This window comes from Paraglaciecola sp. IT1134 (assembly GCF_058068185.1).
Genome location: NZ_CM176486.1, coordinates 1,154,314 through 1,173,183, shown reverse-complemented (window position 1 = coordinate 1,173,183; position 18,870 = coordinate 1,154,314). Strand labels below are relative to the sequence as shown.

At 45.8% G+C, this 18,870-nt stretch carries 20 protein-coding genes, 2 tRNA genes and 2 rRNA genes; 1 reads left to right on the top strand and 23 read right to left on the bottom strand.

All coding sequences use genetic code 11. The features are described 5' to 3' along the window. Nucleotides 1–149: 149 nt before the first annotated feature. The 4 genes from AC3RV5_RS05110 to AC3RV5_RS05095 form a co-directional block, all read right to left on the bottom strand. A 23S ribosomal RNA gene (locus tag AC3RV5_RS05110) occupies nucleotides 150–3,035 on the bottom strand. A gap of 498 nt (nucleotides 3,036–3,533) precedes the next feature. Continuing rightward, nucleotides 3,534–3,610 (bottom strand) — tRNA-Ile (locus AC3RV5_RS05105). A gap of 18 nt (nucleotides 3,611–3,628) precedes the next feature. Then, nucleotides 3,629–3,704 (bottom strand) — tRNA-Ala (locus AC3RV5_RS05100). Nucleotides 3,705–3,804: 100 nt separating this feature from the next. Then, nucleotides 3,805–5,341, bottom strand: a 16S ribosomal RNA gene (locus tag AC3RV5_RS05095). Together the 16S and 23S rRNA genes with 2 tRNA genes alongside form the textbook arrangement of a ribosomal RNA operon. Nucleotides 5,342–5,902: 561 nt before the next feature. Between AC3RV5_RS05095 and AC3RV5_RS05090 the strand changes: the two genes are divergently transcribed. Beyond that, the gene (locus tag AC3RV5_RS05090; RefSeq protein WP_489730888.1) at nucleotides 5,903–6,679 is read left to right on the top strand and encodes a hypothetical protein; all 777 of its coding nucleotides are present in this window, start codon (nucleotides 5,903–5,905) and stop codon (nucleotides 6,677–6,679) included. An 80-nt stretch (nucleotides 6,680–6,759) separates the two neighbouring features. Here AC3RV5_RS05090 and rplQ read toward each other — a convergent pair whose 3' ends face one another. The 19 genes from rplQ to AC3RV5_RS04995 all read right to left on the bottom strand — a co-directional run bounded on the left by rplQ (nucleotide 6,760) and on the right by AC3RV5_RS04995 (nucleotide 18,722). Beyond that, nucleotides 6,760–7,161, bottom strand: coding sequence for a 50S ribosomal protein L17 (rplQ, locus tag AC3RV5_RS05085; protein ID WP_489730887.1), 402 nt, complete (start codon nucleotides 7,159–7,161; stop codon nucleotides 6,760–6,762). 42 nt (nucleotides 7,162–7,203) lie between these two features. Beyond that, nucleotides 7,204–8,193, bottom strand: a complete 990-nt coding sequence (locus AC3RV5_RS05080; RefSeq protein WP_489730886.1) for a DNA-directed RNA polymerase subunit alpha — start codon at nucleotides 8,191–8,193, stop codon at nucleotides 7,204–7,206. A gap of 22 nt (nucleotides 8,194–8,215) precedes the next feature. Continuing rightward, nucleotides 8,216–8,836: a 30S ribosomal protein S4 gene (rpsD, locus tag AC3RV5_RS05075; RefSeq protein ID WP_489730885.1), complete on the bottom strand. Its 621-nt coding sequence runs from the start codon at nucleotides 8,834–8,836 to the stop codon at nucleotides 8,216–8,218. A gap of 24 nt (nucleotides 8,837–8,860) precedes the next feature. Further along, the gene (rpsK, locus tag AC3RV5_RS05070) at nucleotides 8,861–9,253 is read right to left on the bottom strand and encodes a 30S ribosomal protein S11 (RefSeq protein ID WP_006990560.1); all 393 of its coding nucleotides are present in this window, start codon (nucleotides 9,251–9,253) and stop codon (nucleotides 8,861–8,863) included. A 12-nt stretch (nucleotides 9,254–9,265) separates the two neighbouring features. Then, on the bottom strand, nucleotides 9,266–9,622 hold the full coding sequence (rpsM, locus tag AC3RV5_RS05065; RefSeq protein WP_489730884.1) for a 30S ribosomal protein S13: 357 nt from the start codon (nucleotides 9,620–9,622) through the stop codon (nucleotides 9,266–9,268). Between the two features lie 126 nt (nucleotides 9,623–9,748). Then, nucleotides 9,749–9,862, bottom strand: coding sequence for a 50S ribosomal protein L36 (rpmJ, locus tag AC3RV5_RS05060; protein WP_082768678.1), 114 nt, complete (start codon nucleotides 9,860–9,862; stop codon nucleotides 9,749–9,751). Nucleotides 9,863–9,886: 24 nt separating this feature from the next. Continuing rightward, the gene (gene secY, locus AC3RV5_RS05055; protein WP_489730883.1) at nucleotides 9,887–11,206 is read right to left on the bottom strand and encodes a preprotein translocase subunit SecY; all 1,320 of its coding nucleotides are present in this window, start codon (nucleotides 11,204–11,206) and stop codon (nucleotides 9,887–9,889) included. A gap of 5 nt (nucleotides 11,207–11,211) precedes the next feature. Next, entirely contained in the window at nucleotides 11,212–11,646 is a 435-nt protein-coding gene (gene rplO, locus AC3RV5_RS05050; RefSeq protein ID WP_489730882.1) for a 50S ribosomal protein L15, read from the bottom strand. 3 nt (nucleotides 11,647–11,649) lie between these two features. Continuing rightward, nucleotides 11,650–11,832, bottom strand: a complete 183-nt coding sequence (rpmD, locus tag AC3RV5_RS05045) for a 50S ribosomal protein L30 (RefSeq protein ID WP_158971301.1) — start codon at nucleotides 11,830–11,832, stop codon at nucleotides 11,650–11,652. Nucleotides 11,833–11,838: 6 nt separating this feature from the next. Further along, complete coding sequence (gene rpsE, locus AC3RV5_RS05040) at nucleotides 11,839–12,339, bottom strand: 30S ribosomal protein S5 (protein ID WP_489730881.1); 501 nt, start codon at nucleotides 12,337–12,339, stop codon at nucleotides 11,839–11,841. A gap of 9 nt (nucleotides 12,340–12,348) precedes the next feature. Further along, complete coding sequence (gene rplR, locus AC3RV5_RS05035; RefSeq protein ID WP_489730880.1) at nucleotides 12,349–12,702, bottom strand: 50S ribosomal protein L18; 354 nt, start codon at nucleotides 12,700–12,702, stop codon at nucleotides 12,349–12,351. A gap of 12 nt (nucleotides 12,703–12,714) precedes the next feature. After that, nucleotides 12,715–13,248 (bottom strand): 50S ribosomal protein L6, encoded by a 534-nt coding sequence (rplF, locus tag AC3RV5_RS05030; protein WP_489730879.1) that lies wholly within the window; start codon nucleotides 13,246–13,248, stop codon nucleotides 12,715–12,717. A gap of 10 nt (nucleotides 13,249–13,258) precedes the next feature. Beyond that, nucleotides 13,259–13,651 carry a 30S ribosomal protein S8 gene (gene rpsH / locus AC3RV5_RS05025; RefSeq protein ID WP_489730878.1) on the bottom strand — a complete coding sequence of 131 codons (393 nt, stop codon included), beginning with the start codon at nucleotides 13,649–13,651 and terminating at the stop codon, nucleotides 13,259–13,261. A gap of 12 nt (nucleotides 13,652–13,663) precedes the next feature. Further along, nucleotides 13,664–13,969 (bottom strand): 30S ribosomal protein S14, encoded by a 306-nt coding sequence (gene rpsN / locus AC3RV5_RS05020; RefSeq protein ID WP_489730877.1) that lies wholly within the window; start codon nucleotides 13,967–13,969, stop codon nucleotides 13,664–13,666. Between the two features lie 11 nt (nucleotides 13,970–13,980). Next, entirely contained in the window at nucleotides 13,981–14,520 is a 540-nt protein-coding gene (rplE, locus tag AC3RV5_RS05015) for a 50S ribosomal protein L5 (protein WP_489730876.1), read from the bottom strand. A gap of 15 nt (nucleotides 14,521–14,535) precedes the next feature. Continuing rightward, complete coding sequence (gene rplX / locus AC3RV5_RS05010; RefSeq protein ID WP_489730875.1) at nucleotides 14,536–14,850, bottom strand: 50S ribosomal protein L24; 315 nt, start codon at nucleotides 14,848–14,850, stop codon at nucleotides 14,536–14,538. 12 nt (nucleotides 14,851–14,862) lie between these two features. Then, complete coding sequence (gene rplN / locus AC3RV5_RS05005) at nucleotides 14,863–15,228, bottom strand: 50S ribosomal protein L14 (RefSeq protein WP_489730874.1); 366 nt, start codon at nucleotides 15,226–15,228, stop codon at nucleotides 14,863–14,865. 366 nt (nucleotides 15,229–15,594) lie between these two features. Then, on the bottom strand, nucleotides 15,595–16,962 hold the full coding sequence (locus AC3RV5_RS05000) for a DUF4397 domain-containing protein (protein ID WP_489730873.1): 1,368 nt from the start codon (nucleotides 16,960–16,962) through the stop codon (nucleotides 15,595–15,597). 122 nt (nucleotides 16,963–17,084) lie between these two features. Further along, nucleotides 17,085–18,722: an AMP-binding protein gene (locus AC3RV5_RS04995; RefSeq protein WP_489730872.1), complete on the bottom strand. Its 1,638-nt coding sequence runs from the start codon at nucleotides 18,720–18,722 to the stop codon at nucleotides 17,085–17,087. Nucleotides 18,723–18,870: the final 148 nt, after the last annotated feature.

Here is an 18,870-nt window from a genome sequence, read left to right as displayed (position 1 = left end):
TCATACACGTCTACTATTATTTACACACTTGACCGTCGCTGCGCTTTTACTTTAGCGAGTAGATAATATGTCAGCAGGGTACCCCTGCGCTTAAGCATATTATCACGACAGCGCGATAGCGCGTTTATAAAAAGCTATTTGGGCGTTGTATGGTTAAGCCTCACGGGCAATTAGTACAGGTTAGCTCAACGCCTTACAACGCTTCCACACCCTGCCTATCAACGTCGTAGTCTTCAACAACCCTTTAGGACAATTAAATTGCCAGGGATGACTCATCTTGGGGCTCGCTTCCCGCTTAGATGCTTTCAGCGGTTATCGATTCCGAACGTAGCTACCGGGCAATGCCATTGGCATGACAACCCGAACACCAGCGGTTCGTCCACTCCGGTCCTCTCGTACTAGGAGCAGCTCCCCTCAATCATCCAACGCCCACACCAGATAGGGACCGAACTGTCTCACGACGTTCTAAACCCAGCTCGCGTACCACTTTAAATGGCGAACAGCCATACCCTTGGGACCGACTTCAGCCCCAGGATGTGATGAGCCGACATCGAGGTGCCAAACACCGCCGTCGATATGAACTCTTGGGCGGTATCAGCCTGTTATCCCCGGAGTACCTTTTATCCGTTGAGCGATGGCCCTTCCATTCAGAACCACCGGATCACTATGACCTACTTTCGTACCTGCTCGACGTGTCTGTCTCGCAGTTAAGCTGGCTTATGCCATTGCACTAACCTCCTGATGTCCGACCAGGATTAGCCAACCTTCGTGCTCCTCCGTTACTCTTTGGGAGGAGACCGCCCCAGTCAAACTACCCACCAGGCACTGTCCGCAACCCCGATAAGGGGCCAACGTTAGAACATCAAACGTACAAGGGTGGTATTTCAAGGTAGACTCCACGTCATCTGGCGACAACGCTTCAAAGTCTCCCACCTATCCTACACATGTAGGGTCAATGTTCAGTGCCAAGCTATAGTAAAGGTTCACGGGGTCTTTCCGTCTAGGTGCGGGTACACAGCATCTTCACTGCGATTTCAATTTCACTGAGTCTCGGGTGGAGACAGCGTGGCCATGGTTACACCATTCGTGCAGGTCGGAACTTACCCGACAAGGAATTTCGCTACCTTAGGACCGTTATAGTTACGGCCGCCGTTTACCGGGGCTTCGATCAAGAGCTTCTCCGAAGATAACCCCATCAATTAACCTTCCGGCACCGGGCAGGTGTCACACCGTATACGTCATCTTTCGATTTAGCACAGTGCTGTGTTTTTAATAAACAGTCCCAGCCACCATTTCACTGCGGCCGCCATTCGCTTAGAGAGCAAGTCTCATCACAAACAGCGGCGTACCTTCTCCCGAAGTTACGGTACGATTTTGCCGAGTTCCTTCACCCGAGTTCTCTCAAGCGCCTTAGTATTCTCTACCTGACCACCTGTGTCGGTTTGGGGTACGGTTATTAATATCATAAGTTTAGAGGCTTTTCCTGGAAGCATAGTATTTGCAACTTCAACACCGTGGTGTCTCGTCTCGTGTCTCAGGTTATATGTCGGTCCGGATTTACCTAAACCAACGCCCTACGCACTTTCACCTGGACTACCAACGCCAGGCTTGCATAACTTTCTCCGTCCCCCCTTCACTGATATTAACAGTACGGAAATATTAATCCGTTTCCCATCGACTACGCATTTCTGCCTCGCCTTAGGGGCCGACTTACCCTGCCCTGATTAGCATGGGACAGGAAACCTTGGTCTTCCGGCGTGGGGGTTTTTCACCCCCATTATCGTTACTCATGTCAGCATTCGCACTTCTGATACCTCCAGCAGGCCTCCCGGCACACCTTCAACGGCTTACAGAACGCTCCCCTACCACGCATAGCAAGCTATGCGTTCGCAGCTTCGGTGTATCACTTAGCCCCGTTACATCTTCCGCGCAGACCGACTCGACTAGTGAGCTATTACGCTTTCTTTAAAGGGTGGCTGCTTCTAAGCCAACCTCCTAGCTGTCTTAGCCTTTCCACATCGTTTCCCACTTAGTGATAACTTAGGGACCTTAGCTGGCGATCTGGGTTGTTTCCCTCTTCACGACGGACGTTAGCACCCGCCGTGTGTCTCCCGGATAGTACTCACTGGTATTCGGAGTTTGCAAAGGGTTGGTAAGTCGGGATGACCCCCTAGCCTTAACAGTGCTCTACCCCCAGTGGTATTCGTCCGAGGCGCTACCTAAATAGCTTTCGGGGAGAACCAGCTATCTCCCGGTTTGATTGGCCTTTCACCCCCAGCCACAAGTCATCCGCTAACTTTTCAACGTTAGTCGGTTCGGTCCTCCAGTTGATGTTACTCAACCTTCAACCTGCCCATGGCTAGATCACCGGGTTTCGGGTCTATACCTTGCAACTAAAACGCGCAGTTAACACTCGCTTTCGCTACGGCTCCCCTATTCGGTTAACCTCGCTACAAAATATAAGTCGCTGACCCATTATACAAAAGGTACGCAGTCACAGAACAAGTCTGCTCCTACTGCTTGTACGTATACGGTTTCAGGTTCTATTTCACTCCCCTCACAGGGGTTCTTTTCGCCTTTCCCTCACGGTACTAGTTCACTATCGGTCAGTTAGGAGTATTTAGCCTTGGAGGATGGTCCCCCCATATTCAGTCAGGATAACACGTGTCCCGACCTACTCGTTTTCACTTAAAGTTCGTGTTCGTGTACAGGGCTATCACCTGGTATCGCCATACTTTCCAGTATGTTCCACTCACTTACAATCAGCTTAAGGGCTAGTCCCCGTTCGCTCGCCGCTACTAGGGGAATCTCGGTTGATTTCTTTTCCTAAGGGTACTTAGATGTTTCAGTTCCCCTCGTTTGCCTCATTAAGCTATGTATTCACTTAATGATACCGCCGAAGCGGTGGGTTTCCCCATTCGGATATTTGTGGATCAAAGCATTTTGTCGGCTCCCCACAACTTTTCGCAGACTTACACGTCCTTCATCGCCTCTAACTGCCTAGGCATCCACCGTATACGCTTAGTCACTTAACCATACAACCCCAAATAGCTTCTTTAGCTTGCCCTATGCTTCACCTTCGGCGTCTCTCACTCGGTCATGTACAGACGTACATTCCCTCACTCGTTCCTCCTGCGGCTTTGCCTAGAACAACCTAACTCGCTATTTCCTCGTAGCAAACAATCATAGTCTGCACGTCGAAATAACTCGCCCTACCCTTTGGCCTTTTATCCAAAGTTAGGTGCAACTTGCGTTGCCGTTGTATGCGTGACAAGTATTCATTCAAATCAGATAGAGTAAGCTCTTAAAAGCGTTCTCTTCGTTTTGATTACTTTATCAGCTTTCCATATTGTTAAAGAACATTTAGGGTTTAAAAAACCCTAATCAATAGATACTTAACAAGTACACATTGATTAAGGCTAACCTTACTCACTTAAAACCGAAGAGTCACAACTCTTGCTTAGGCAAGGCGGATAGGGAGGACGTTTAGTCCACTAAACGACGCGCTATCCAACGCAGCACAAGCGAGAATTTGGTAGGCTTGGGCAGACTTGAACTGCCGACCTCACCCTTATCAGGGGTGCGCTCTAACCAGCTGAGCTACAAGCCTATTATTGCGCAAGCAATTTGGTGGAGCTAAGCAGGATCGAACTGCTGACCTCCTGCGTGCAAGGCAGGCGCTCTCCCAGCTGAGCTATAGCCCCTCTTATCGGCCATTGGGCCTCAAAAGAGTCTCTCGGTTCTTCTTTATTAACAACAAAACAATCTGTGTGAACACTCGACCTGACAAGGTCTGCCTAATAGTAAGGAGGTGATCCAACCCCAGGTTCCCCTAGGGTTACCTTGTTACGACTTCACCCCAGTCATGAATCACAAAGTGGTAATCGTCCTCCCGAAGGTTAGACTAACTACTTCTTTTGCAACCCACTCCCATGGTGTGACGGGCGGTGTGTACAAGGCCCGGGAACGTATTCACCGCAACATTCTGATTTGCGATTACTAGCGATTCCGACTTCACGGAGTCGAGTTGCAGACTCCGATCCGGACTACGATGAGCTTTAAGGGATCCGCTTACTCTCGCAAGTTCGCTTCCCTCTGTACTCACCATTGTAGCACGTGTGTAGCCCTACTCGTAAGGGCCATGATGACTTGACGTCGTCCCCACCTTCCTCCGGTTTGTCACCGGCAGTCTCCTTAGAGTGCCCAACTTAAGGCTGGCAACTAAGGACAAGGGTTGCGCTCGTTGCGGGACTTAACCCAACATCTCACGACACGAGCTGACGACAGCCATGCAGCACCTGTATCTGGATTCCCGAAGGCACTAAAGCATCTCTGCTAAATTTCCAGTATGTCAAGAGTAGGTAAGGTTCTTCGCGTTGCATCGAATTAAACCACATGCTCCACCGCTTGTGCGGGCCCCCGTCAATTCATTTGAGTTTTAACCTTGCGGCCGTACTCCCCAGGCGGTCTACTTATCGCGTTAGCTTCGCTACTCACGGATTAAATCCACAAACAGCTAGTAGACAGCGTTTACGGTGTGGACTACCAGGGTATCTAATCCTGTTCGCTACCCACACTTTCGCACATGAGCGTCAGTTATTGACCAGGGAGTCGCCTTCGCCACTGATGTTCCTCCAGATATCTACGCATTTCACCGCTACACCTGGAATTCCACTCCCCTCTCCAAAACTCTAGCCTGCCAGTTCTAAATGCTATTCCCAGGTTGAGCCCGGGGCTTTCACATCTAGCTTAACAAACCGCCTGCGTGCGCTTTACGCCCAGTAATTCCGATTAACGCTCGGACCCTCCGTATTACCGCGGCTGCTGGCACGGAGTTAGCCGGTCCTTCTTCTGTTGCTAACGTCACAGCTAACGGGTATTAACCGTCAACCTTTCCTCACAACTGAAAGTGCTTTACAACCCGAAGGCCTTCTTCACACACGCGGCATGGCTGCATCAGGCTTGCGCCCATTGTGCAATATTCCCCACTGCTGCCTCCCGTAGGAGTCTGGACCGTGTCTCAGTTCCAGTGTGGCTGATCTTCCTCTCAGAACAGCTAGAGATCGTCGCCTTGGTGAGCCTTTACCCCACCAACAAGCTAATCTCGCTTAGGTTCCTCTTTGCGCGAGAGCCCGAAAGCCCCCTTTGGTCCAAAGACGTTATGCGGTATTAGCCATCGTTTCCAATGGTTATCCCCCACACAAAGGCAGATCCCTAAGTATTACTCACCCGTCCGCCACTCGTCATCTTCAAAGCAAGCTTTGAAATGTTACCGTTCGACTTGCATGTGTTAGGCCTGCCGCCAGCGTTCAATCTGAGCCATGATCAAACTCTTCAATTAAATATTTATCGAACATGAATTTTTGTTGGTAGACACTCATCAAGTGAGTATCCACACAGATTGTCTTGTTATTAATTGTTAAAGAGCGTTTCGCGGCGATGAACACCGTACTTCGATTTCATCAGCGCAAGGTGACGGCCATTCAATGACGTCGCCTAGTTAATCTTTCTGCTTAAGTTGTCCGAAGACCCTCTTAAGCGGGAGGCGTATATTACGTTGTTCGTTTTGGTTGTCAAGGTATTATTTAATTTTAATCTCAAACTAAACCGCCTTGCAACCCGCTAATCTCTTGACTCTTACGAGTCTCGAACCCCCTGCCTGAGCCGGTGTCGTTTCAGCGGTTTAACCTGCTGTCCCGAAGCGAGGTGCGCATTATAGACACCCCGTCGATGAGCGCAACCCTTATTTGCAAAAACATAGAAAAAAACAGTTTATTGTATGATTTTCAAACTAAAGCGCTTATTTACTGTCTATTTGGTTAATTTGTTGTTAACTTTAAACTCTTTCGTGGCACGGATGTCATAGCATATAGTTATTGGTAGTTAGGTATCTGAGTAGTATATGAAAAAAATAATAAATGTTGCGCTAATTGCTGGTTTGTTGGGGACGTCTACCCTGGCATATTGTCAAGAAAACACAAGTTCAGCTAAAAATGACTTTTTAGGTTCTAGTTTTGTCAAGAGACAAGTTGAACAGAATATGTCCATCGGGCGGGCGATTAAAAGTATCGTCAGCAATTACCCCCAGGAAACGTCGAGTATTGTCAGTACTGCTCTGGATTTGTATCCCGATAATTACCAAGAAATAATCCATGCAGCGATTTCCGCCCAACCTATGCTCACAGAAGATATTGTCAGGATCGCCATAAGCAAAAATATCACCAGTTGCAGTAATATTGTCAAGACCGCGATCAATGCGGAACCCAGTTATGTAGATTTCGTAGTTACCGCGGCGGCTAACTCTACTCCCGATGAGTTAACTGAGATAGTACGCATCGCGGTTATGACAGAGCCTGATTCAGCGGACAATATAGTGCAATCATTAGCCCAAGATCATCCGAGTAAGATCGTTGAAATCTTAACGTCTGCGATAGGGGCTGTACCTTTGGTTGGCGAATATGTGGTTGAAGCGTTACTCGCAGTATTTCCTAATGATGCAGAAACTGTAGTGACTACGGCCGTTAGAGAATCCGGTGCACAACGTGAGAATGTGAAACGTATTATAGAAACTGCACAAAATTTTGGTCTACCCCAAAGCAGCATTTATGAATATGCAATGAAGGGCGGCGCGACCGAAGAGGAAGTAACCCTGGCATTGGCTAACCGTCAAACCAATTAAGTTATTTTCGGTTGTCCATTTAGTAAAAAAAAGATAAAAAAAAGCCGGATATCAAATCCGGCTTTTTTGTGCGTTAGCAATTATTCCGCAGTAGCTTCATCAATCTCTTCGACTTCTTCAACTTCTGGACGGTCAACCAACTCAACATAAGCCATAGGAGCATTATCGCCAGTACGGAAACCACATTTTAAAATGCGAATGTATCCGCCTGGACGCTCTTCATAGCGTGGGCCAAGTTCGTTAAACAATTTACCAACTACTTCTTTATCACCAGTACGGGCAAAAGCCAAACGGCGGTTTGCTACACTGTCTTGCTTAGCAAGTGTGATAAGAGGCTCAATCACGCGACGCAGTTCTTTCGCTTTTGGTAAAGTTGTTTTAATCAACTCATTCTTTACCAAAGAGCCAGCCATGTTGCGAAACATCGCTTGACGGTGACTGCTGTTACGATTTAACTGACGACCACTCTTACGATGGCGCATAGTTCTATCCTTCTTTACAAATCAGTTTAAATTTAAACCTGATTAATCTTTTTCTGCGATACTTTCTGGTGGCCAATTTTCTAGGCGCATACCTAACGAAAGTCCACGAGAAGCAAGTACGTCTTTAATCTCAGTTAGAGATTTTTTACCCAAGTTAGGCGTTTTCAACAGCTCAACTTCGGTGCGTTGTACCAAGTCACCAATATACTGTATAGCTTCCGCTTTCAAACAGTTAGCTGAACGTACAGTTAGCTCTAAATCATCAACCGGACGAAGAAGAATCGGATCAAATTCCGGCTTTTCTTCTTTTTCAACAGGCTCAGACATATCACGAAGTTCAACAAATGCATCTAATTGCTCAGCTAAAATAGTAGCTGAACGACGAATTGCTTCTTCCGGATCTATTGTACCGTTGGTTTCCATATCGATAATGAGCTTGTCTAAGTCAGTGCGTTGTTCAACACGGGCTGATTCGACATTATACGAAATACGTTCTACAGGACTGAATGAGGCATCCACTAACAAACGACCAATTGGGCGATCATCTTCTTCAGAAGAGCGACGAGTTGACGCTGGAACGTAACCACGACCCACTTCTACCTTGATGCGCATGCTAAGTTCAGCTTCGCCAGTCAACGTACAAAGTAAATGCTCAGGGTTTACGATTTCAACATCACCATCATGCTGGATATCTCCAGCTAATACTGGGCCCGCACCGGACTTCACTAATGTTAGTGTTGCTTCGGTTTTTCCTTCAAGACGTACCGCTAAACCTTTAAGGTTAAGCAATATCTCAATAACGTCTTCTTGTACGCCTTCTTTGGTGCTGTACTCATGTAATACACCGTCGATTTCAACTTCAGTCACTGCACAACCTGGCATAGATGACAAAAGGATCCGACGTAAAGCATTACCTAGTGTATGACCAAAACCACGTTCTAAGGGTTCTAATGTTACCTTTGCACGTGTAGGCGAAACGTTATCAATTTCGACTAACCTTGGTTTTAAGAATTCAGTTACAGAACCCGACATTGTTACCTCTCTTCTTTCAGCTTTACTTAGAGTAAAGTTCGACAATCAACTGTTCGTTTATATCAGCAGACAAATCAGTTCTTTCAGGAACACGTTTAAATGTGCCTTCCATTTTTTTGTTGTCTACTTCAATCCAAGTTGGTTTCTCACGTTGATCTGCAAGTTCAAGCGCAGCCGTAATACGAGCTTGCTTTTTCGCTTTTTCGCGAACAGATACAACATCATCAGCAGAAACATTAAAAGAAGGAACGTTAACAACTTTACCGTTAACCAAAATAGCTTTATGGCTAACTAGTTGACGCGCTTCAGAGCGAGTACTAGCAAAGCCAATGCGGTAAACAACATTGTCCAAACGCTGCTCTAAAAGCTGTAACAAGTTTTCACCTGTGTTGCCTTTAAGGCGTGCTGCTTCTTTATAATAATTGCGGAACTGCTTTTCCAATACACCGTACATACGACGTACTTTTTGCTTTTCACGCAACTGAACACCATAGTCTGACAAACGGCCACGACGGGCACCATGTTGACCAGGAGGATTATCTATTTTACATTTTGATTCGATTGCTCGAACGCCACTTTTAAGGAACAAATCTGTTCCTTCACGGCGGCTAAGTTTGAGTTTTGGACCCAAATATCTTGCCATTATCTTTCTCCAACAGTCCGTCGATTAAACGCGACGTTTTTTCGGTGGACGACAACCGTTGTGAGGAATAGGCGTCACATCGGTAATATTAGTGATTTTGTAACCAGCAGCGTTCAAAGCTCGGATCGCAGATTCACGACCTGGACCTGGACCTTTTACGAACACTTCAAGGTTTTTCAAACCGTAATCCTGAGCGGCAGTACCTGCACGTTCAGCTGCTACTTGAGCAGCAAATGGAGTAGATTTACGTGAACCACGGAAACCTGAACCACCTGACGTCGCCCATGACAAAGCATTGCCTTGACGATCGGTTATAGTCACTATTGTGTTGTTGAAAGAGGCATGAATATGAGCCATACCGTCTGCAACTTGACGTTTTGCGCGCTTGCGCGTGCTTTTAGTAGGAGCTTTAGCCATAATATTCCCCGCTTACTTTTTAATTGCTTTGCGAGGACCTTTACGGGTGCGCGCATTAGTTTTAGTGCGCTGACCACGTAGAGGAAGACTACGACGGTGGCGTATACCACGGAAGCAACCTAGGTCCATCAAACGTTTAATACTCATCGATACTTCACGACGAAGATCACCTTCTACAGTGAATTTAGCAACTTCGTCACGCAATTTATCAATTTGTGTCTCATCAAGATCTTTAATCTTGGTTGTCTCTGCAACACCAGCTGCTTCACAAATGCTTTGTGCACGTGTAATGCCTACGCCGTAAATTGCTTGGATAGCAATTACCGCATGCTTATGCTCAGGGATGTTAATGCCAGCGATACGGGCCATTAACAGTACTCCTCTTAAGTTATTGTCGTCGGCCTAAAAAGCCCGATAGGATACTTACCCAACGACTAAATTGCAAATAAAGGTTTGCGGATACCAAGGTATTTAGCATTTCCGCAAACCATCTGATTAGCCTTGCCTTTGCTTATGCTTAGGCTCACTACAAATCACTCGAACAACGCCGTTACGTTTAATGACTTTGCAGTTGCGGCAAATCCGCTTAACGGATGCACGAACTTTCATTTCATCACTCCGTAAAATGCCATCTTAACGACCATAGCCTTTAAGATTGGCTTTCTTAAGAACAGATTCATATTGATGTGACATCAAGTGAGTCTGCACCTGCGCCATGAAATCCATGATTACCACTACCATAATCAGTAGTGAGGTTCCGCCGAAATAAAACGGCACGTTCCAGGCAATCAACATGAATTCAGGCACTAAACAAATAAAGGTTATGTAAAGCGCGCCAGCTAGTGTCAGCCGAGTCATTACTTTATCTATATAGCGAGATGTTTGCTCACCAGGACGAATACCAGGCACAAAAGCCCCTGACTTCTTCAAGTTATCTGCCGTTTCACGAGGGTTAAACACCAACGCGGTATAGAAGAAACAAAAGAAGATAATCGCCGCAGCGTAAAACATCACATACAGAGGTTGTCCAGGAGACAACATCAAAGCCACATCTTGTAACCAAGACAATGACTCATTTTGACCAAACCAGTTGGCTATGGTGCCTGGGAACAAAATAATACTTGATGCAAAAATCGGTGGAATAACCCCAGCCATATTCACCTTTAATGGTAAATGGGTACTTTGTGCAGCAAACACCTTACGGCCCTGCTGACGTTTTGCATAGTTAACGACTATACGTCGTTGCCCACGCTCAACGAATACCACAAAATACGTGATGGCGATAATTATCACACCTATTAACAACAAGAATAACAAGTTCAAGTCACCTTGCCGTGCCTGTTCTATCGTATTGCCAATGGCAGTAGGTAGACCAGACACGATACCAGCGAAGATCAAGATAGATATACCGTTTCCGATACCTCTCTCTGTAATTTGCTCACCTAACCACATCAAAAACATGGTACCGGTAACCAAACTCACTACAGCGGTAAAGTAAAAACCGAAACCTGGATTTATCACCAACCCGGAAATCAGGTTAGGTAAATTCGTCGCAATCCCAACTGCTTGGAAAGAAGCCAACACTAACGTGAAATAACGTGTGTATTGACTGATTTTACGACGACCAGCTTCGCCTTCTTTTTTGAGCTCCATCATCGGCGGATGCATCACTGTGAGCAACTGAACGATGATAGAAGCCGTAATGTAAGGCATTATACCCAGGGCAAGAACCGATGCACGCTCAAGTGCACCACCGGAGAACATGTTGAACATTTCTACGATGGTACCCTTCTGTTGGTCAAACAAGTCGGCCAACACAGCTGCATCGATACCAGGAATAGGCACATATGAGCCGAGTCTAAACACAATTATCGCACCCAGTACGAACAACAATCTTGATTTAAGCTCACTCAAGCCGCCTTTAGCGCTTGAATCCAATCCTGGTTTAGCCATCTAGCTTATTCCTCTACCTTACCGCCGGCGGCTTGAATTGCTTCAAGTGCGCCTTTTGTAACCTTCAAACCATTTATAGTAACCGCACGCGAGATGTCGCCACTTTTCATAACTTTCACAAACCGCATTTCTTTTTTGACAAGACCTGCTGCTTTTAAAGTTTCAAGTGAAACCACATCACCCTCTACAGAGGCAATTTCGCTCAACGTAACTTGGTCAGAAACCAAAGATTTACGTGAAGTGAAACCGAACTTCGGTAGACGACGCTGAATTGGCATTTGCCCACCTTCAAAACCAGGCTTAACAGATCCGCCTGAGCGAGCCTTTTGACCCTTGTGACCGCGGCCACCAGTTTTGCCGATACCTGAGCCAATACCACGACCCACACGTTTACCAGATTTTTTAGCTCCAGGTGCAGGAGCAAGAGTATTCAAATGCATCTTTTACTCCTCCACTACTTCAACCATGTAAAATACACGGTTGATCATGCCACGAACAGAAGGGGTATCTTCTAATTCACGAACATGACCGATGCGACGTAAACCCAAACCTGTAAGAGTTGCCTTATGCTTAGGAAGGCGACCGATAGAGCTTTTAGTTTGCTTAACTTTTATCATCTTAGTCATGTCCAATTACCCCAAAATCTGATGTACAGACAATCCACGTTTTGCTGCAACTTGCTCAGGCGATGTCATTTCTGTCAACGCATTGATAGTTGCACGCACAACGTTAATTGGATTGGTTGATCCGTAACATTTTGAAAGTACGTTTTGTACGCCAGCGACTTCAAGTACTGCACGCATCGCACCACCGGCAATAATACCGGTACCTTCAGATGCAGGCTGCATATATACTTTTGAGCCAGAATGGCGACCTTTAATTGCGTGCTGTAGCGTGTTGCCATTAAGATCAACGTCCACAAGATTGCGGCGCGCTTTTTCCATAGCTTTTTGAATTGCAGCTGGCACTTCACGTGCTTTACCGTAACCAAAACCAACACGACCGTTACCGTCACCTACTACTGTCAAAGCAGTAAAGCTAAAGATACGACCACCTTTAACTACTTTAGAGACACGGTTCACGGCAATTAGCTTTTCTAACAGTTCACCGTTTTGAACTTCTACTTTAGCCATAATTAACTCCTAGAACTGAAGACCTGCTTCACGAGCAGCATCAGCCAATGCCTTAACTCGACCGTGATACTTAAAACCGCTGCGATCGAAAGCAACACTCTTAATGCCTTTTTCGATAGCTCGTTCTGCAATCGCTTTACCAACTGCTACCGCAGCTTCAGCATTACCCGTAGTTTTAAGGGCTTTGCGAAGATCTGCTTCAACAGTAGAAGCCGCCGCCAATACCAATGAACCGCAAGGAGCGATTAACTGGGCATATATATGGCGTGGTGTGCGGTTAATAACCAAGCGATGCGCGGCCAGTTCACTAATTTTTTTGCGTGCACGAGTAGCGCGACGCAAGCGAGCTGATTTCTTATCCATCGTATCACCTACCTACTTTTTCTTAGCTTCTTTACGACGCACAACTTCATCAGCGTATCGAACACCTTTACCTTTATAAGGCTCTGGCGGACGGTATCCACGGATGTTAGCTGCAACCTGACCTACCAACTGTTTATCAGCGCCTTTGACGACGATTTCAGTTTGACTAGGAGTTTCAACCGAAATACCAGTAGGCATTTCGTATGCTACAGGGTGTGAGAAACCTAAGGTTAAATTAAGTTTGTTACCTTGTGCCTGGGCACGGTAACCAACACCATTTAACTGCAGTTTTTTCTCAAAACCTTGAGATACACCAAGTATCATGGCATTTAATAGTGAGCGAGCTGTACCAGCTTGAGCCCAACCATTGGCTTTACCTTCACGAGGTAAAGTCTTAAGTTGTTTCTCTTCCTGGGTCACTTCCACTGCATCATTAAAGACACGGACTAGTGTACCGTTTTTACCTTTTACTGTGACTTCTTGGCCGGCGATAGATACTTCTACACCAGATAAAACGTCAACAGGAGCTTTTGCTATACGTGACATTACTATCCCCTTACGCTACGTAGCCGATGATTTCACCACCCATGCCCGCTTTACGCGCTGCACGGTCAGTCATCACACCTTTAGAGGTAGACACGATAGCTACACCTAAACCACCCAATACTTTTGGCAACTCATCTTTTTTCTTATAGATGCGAAGGCCAGGGCGACTTACGCGCTCAATGCTCTCAATAACTTTCTTGCCTTCGAAATACTTTAAAGTCACTTCTAAAACAGGTTTAACGTCACCAGTTACAGCGAAACTTTGCACATAACCTTCTTCTTTCAATACGGCCGCAATAGCAACACGTAATTTAGATGAAGGCATAGTGACAGAAACTTTGCTGGCCATCTGGCCGTTACGAACGCGTGTAAACATGTCCGCGATAGGATCTTGCATGCTCATATCAGCTACTCCTTACCAACTGGCTTTTTTCAAGCCAGGCACTTCGCCGCGCATCGCTGCTTCACGCAACTTGATACGGCTTAGGCCAAACTTGCGTAGGAAACCATGTGGACGACCAGTTATCGCGCAACGATTACGTTTGCGGCTAACAGATGAATCACGTGGTAGTTGTTGTAGCTTAAGAACAGCGTCCCAACGGTCTTCGTCAGACGTGTTGACATCGCTGATAGCTGCTTTAAGTTCTGCACGTTTAGTGGCGAACTTAGCGACTAGCTTGGCACGTTTTACTTCGCGCGCTTTCATTGATTCTTTTGCCATAACCCTACACCTTACTTTTTAAATGGGAAGCTGAACGCGCTTAATAAAGCGTGTGCTTCCGCATCGGTTTGAGCGCTAGTAGTGATAGTAATATCCATACCGCGTATCTTATCCACTTTATCGAAATCGATTTCAGGGAAGATAATTTGCTCACGAACGCCCATGCTAAAGTTACCACGACCATCGAATGACTTAGGATTTAAGCCACGGAAGTCACGGATACGTGGAATTGCAATTGAAACTAAACGTTCAAAGAATTCCCACATACGTTCACCACGTAGGGTTACTTTACAGCCAATCGGATAACCTTCACGGATTTTAAAACCCGCTACAGATTTGCGAGCAACAGTTACAATAGGTTTCTGACCAGCAATTGCTTGCATGTCAGCTGTTGCATTTTCCAACACCTTTTTGTCTGCTACCGCTTCACCTAAACCCATGTTTAGAGTGATTTTATCAATCCGAGGGACTTGCATGACGCTTTTGTAGTTGAACTGCTTTGCAAGTTCCGCTACTACTGTTTCTTTATAGAAATCATGCAGTTTCGCCATCGTACTCTCCAATTATTAAACCAGTTCACCGTCAGATTTGAAAATGCGAACTTTCTTGTCATCTTCAAAACGGAAACCTATGCGATCAGCTTTACCCGTTTTAGGGTTAACTATCGCTACATTTGATACGTGAATTGATGCTTCTTTTTCAATGATCCCACCAGCAACACCCAATTGAGGGTTAGGTTTCTGATGTTTCTTGATCAAATTCACACCTTCAACGATTAGACGGTCAGCTACCGGAAGAACTTTAAGCACTTTGCCTAGTTTTCCTTTGTCTTTACCTGCCAATACGATGATTTCATCATCACGACGAATTTTTCTAGCCATTATCGTGACTCCTTATAGTACCTCAGGGGCCAGTGAGACTATCTTCATGTTATTAACACGAAGCTCACGAGTGACCGGGCCAAAGATACGCGTACCAATCGGTTGCTTGTTTGCATTAAGCAAAACAGCTGCGTTGCCATCAAATCGGATCGAAGATCCATCAGAACGACGAACGCCTTTTCTAGTACGCACCACCACTGCATTTAGCACATCACCTTTTTTAACTTTACCGCGAGGAATCGCTTCTTTAACGGTAACTTTAATGATGTCGCCAATATGTGCATAACGGCGATGCGAGCCACCAAGAACCTTAATACACTGAACCCTGCGAGCACCCGAGTTATCGGCTACGTCCAGGGTAGTTTGCATTTGGATCATGTTAGTGCTCCGCGGTTAATTAAGACTCTTACGAGTCGTTTAGCTGTAAAAAGCAGTAATACTGCTGCTTTTCTATACATACCCCAGTTAAAAGGGCGCGAAATACTAACAGAAAATACACGGCTGCGATAGGTGCATTTACAAAAAAACCAAAACTCTTGCCTGGCAACAAGACCCAACACCCCGTTTAGATAAATAAACGCGGTTAATCAGGATGTTAACTACAGGATGAGACGAGAATACCCCCCGCAAAGTGCTGGTATGGCGAAGCAATGACGTGGGGTATGATACCAAAAAGCACCAGACAATATTTGCCCAGTGCCTTTTGCTTGACCGGAATGACTCAAGACCTTAGAAAGTTAGCCCTCAATGCAACAACGCAATGCGGTATCCGGTCGGTGAATCAGTGCTGGCTTCGACAGTGATGATATAGTTTGTCTCTTCGTTTATACCCAGCAGTTCGGTTCTGTCCAACAATACTTGGGTATCCTTATTGTCATCATACACAGCGATAAGCTCGTAATAGTCGCTGGGAAGGGTGATCCTGCCGCTTTGGGTATAATCCAGCCCCAACACCCTGTATTCAGCTGATTCAATGGTTTCGTCTTTACGCACAAAATAGAAATCTACATCGAAAAAATCTGATACCAGATTTGCTACCTGCACCTGATGATCAAACACCTGGGGTAATGAGCTTTCGGTAAAGGACAATGAGGTCAGTTTATTCTCGGTGTCTTGATAAATAACTATGGCTTTACTTTCCCCTTGATTGAGAGTAACCAGGCGATTATTAAAGGCTAGGGTCGGCTCTTCACTGGTTAGCGCCGACAGCCGGTAGTCGCCAAAATCCACAGACGTAAACTCACTCATAGTATTGGGCAACATTTTAATGCTTTCGCCGCTCGCGCCGTTGCCCTCCAATGATAAGGTCACTGAGCCAAGATTATCCAGGCTGTTATAAACGCGATATTGGGCGGATGCGTCCGCGTCGGCATAACTGGTGACCAAGGATGAGTTAATTACCAGATCAATTTCCAGATTACCCCGAATGGCGCCGGTGGTTGTGCGTAAGGCCAGCACGTATTCAGTGGCATAGGCAAAGTCTATGGTAGGACTTTCAAAAATAGGGGTTTGTTGCCCGACTTCGGTAAAATAAATTACATATTCGCCTTCATCGAAATCCGTGCTAACGGGATCAGGATCCCAATAAGCCACTTCATCCAGGCTTTGGTAGTTGACGGTCCCTAGTAACTTGGCGGCACTGAAGGGGGCGCCGGCATCGCTCATATATAGATCGTAACTTTTGCCATCTGGTATCACTGAGGTAACTAACAGTCTGAAATGATCGTCCAGCTCCTCACGTATAATCCGGTATTCATTAAAAGATGGTGATTCATAATCCCCACTGAGTACCACCAGCAACTTTTCACCGTTACGTAATGTTACCTGCTGCTCTTCAATCAAGACTTCCTGATCATCAGCATCGGTTCTAAAAAAGGCCAGATCTGTCGAGCCATTGTCAAGGGTAAATACACTAGTGGCATCGCTATAGGTAGCCGACCCCAGATCACTTTCATCGGTTTGGCTCATAGTAGTAGATGCACTATTTGCCGAACCATTATAAAACTGTAGATAGGCATCGCTATCTGCGGAATCATCTGAGCTTGATCCTCCACATGCACTTAACATTAAGGTAAGTGACAAAAGAGAAGAGTGAATTAATTGTTTATGCATTTTACATCCATATCAGGCTTAAGTGGGGAAGCCATTATGAAGATGAAATTAAATTGAAGTTCGCCCCTTTACGCTATCTTTACAAACTTGACACTAAGATGGCGTTAGGGGCATTGAGGGGATTACTGGTAGACCAATTTCCCATCGCTTAAGTCGTTAATCAACACATCGTATTTTTCTTCTACAAGATGACGTTTGATTTTCAAGGTCGGTGTTAGAAGCCCGTTTTCCACCGTCCAATCATCACGCATAACCACTATTCGGTCGAGTATGGCATGACTTTCCATCTCTGAATTAACCATCGACAAAGTCTCGAGCAAACTTTTTTCCGTTTGGGTTTTATCCTGTTTGTGAGCATCCGGTGACAAAACAATCAAAGCTATAGGTTGTTTCAACTTGGCGCCAGTCACACACACCTGTTCAATCAGTGAATTACCCATCAGTTTTGCTTCTATTGGCACAGGCGCAATATATTTGCCTTTAGCTGTTTTGAATATTTCTTTCAAACGCCCGGTGATTCTAATGTAACCATCACTATCAATTGAGCCCTTATCACCGGTTTTCAAATAACCGTCTTCGGTGAATACCTCAGCGGTTTTATCAGGTTCAAGATAGTATTCCAACATGTTGCATGGGCCTTTGACCTGAATTTCCCCATCTGCACCTATGCGAATATCCACGCCCTCATAGGCACGCCCAATAGATCCTATTTTATCTACTCTAAAGGGTACACAACAAGTGCCGTAAGCACTGTTCTCTGTCATGCCCCAGCCCTCGGATATTTGCACGCCGATCTGTAAAAACCATTTTAGGGTCGCCGGAGATATGGGTGCCGAACCACTGGCGCACAACCTCGCCTTATCCAAGCCTAGTTTAGCGCGAATTTTATGTGCAACCAGTTTATTCAGAATGGGGATCTTTAATAAAAAATCGAGCTTTTTCTGGGGCATATTACTCAACACCCCCATTTGGAATCGGGTCCACAATCTGGGAACAGATATAAATAGGGTAGGTTTAGTACTGCAAATATCCCGATTAAACGTTTCCAATGACTGAATAAAGTCAATTCGCATGCCTGAATAAAAACTGGCCATTTCCACTAATACCCGTTCGGTAATATGGGCCAGGGGCAAATAACTTAGTATGCGGTCATTCGCACCCACTTTTAGTTCGTCTAATGAGTTTTTCGCCGCCCAGCATATCGAGGCGTAGGTATGCACCACCCCTTTGGGGTTTCCCGTACTACCCGACGTATAAATAATTGTCATAACAGACGCAAGGTTCGGCACTGGTCGTTCATTGTAAGGTTCACTGGCAAGCAGCTCGGACCACGTCTTATCGGCGATAATGTCAGGATAGGGGAAGGCCAATTTCACTACATTATCGGGAATTGCGGCCAGTTGTTCGGCTGTATTATCTAACTTGCCAACAAAGATCACTGCACACTGGGCATGTTCCAGCACGTAACGAATAGTTTCCCCCCCCGCAGTAGAATAGATAGGCACAGAAATATGCCCAGCCAGCATGATAGCCAGATCGGCAATAAACCACTGTGCGCAATTTTTTGAAAGTAACGCTATATGACTGCCGGTTGGCAGATCCATGGCGTTTAGACTTGCGGCCACACGACGTACTTCATCCGCCGTTTGTTGCCAGGTAAAACTGTCAATTCGCCCATCAACTGGCTGGTGCAAATACACGGTTTGCGATGCCGTATCTTCCCAGTGGTAAAGCATCTCTAAGGGGGTCTCTAACGACATATTATCTCCCAATATAAATAAACCTACATTTAACTAACAAGGTTATAACGATTGCCGGGCTGTAGGTCAAACAACTATGCGGGTTACCCATTTATTTGCTAAATCGATAACAATAAGTTAAGCGAATGCAGCTCAATATTCATCCAAA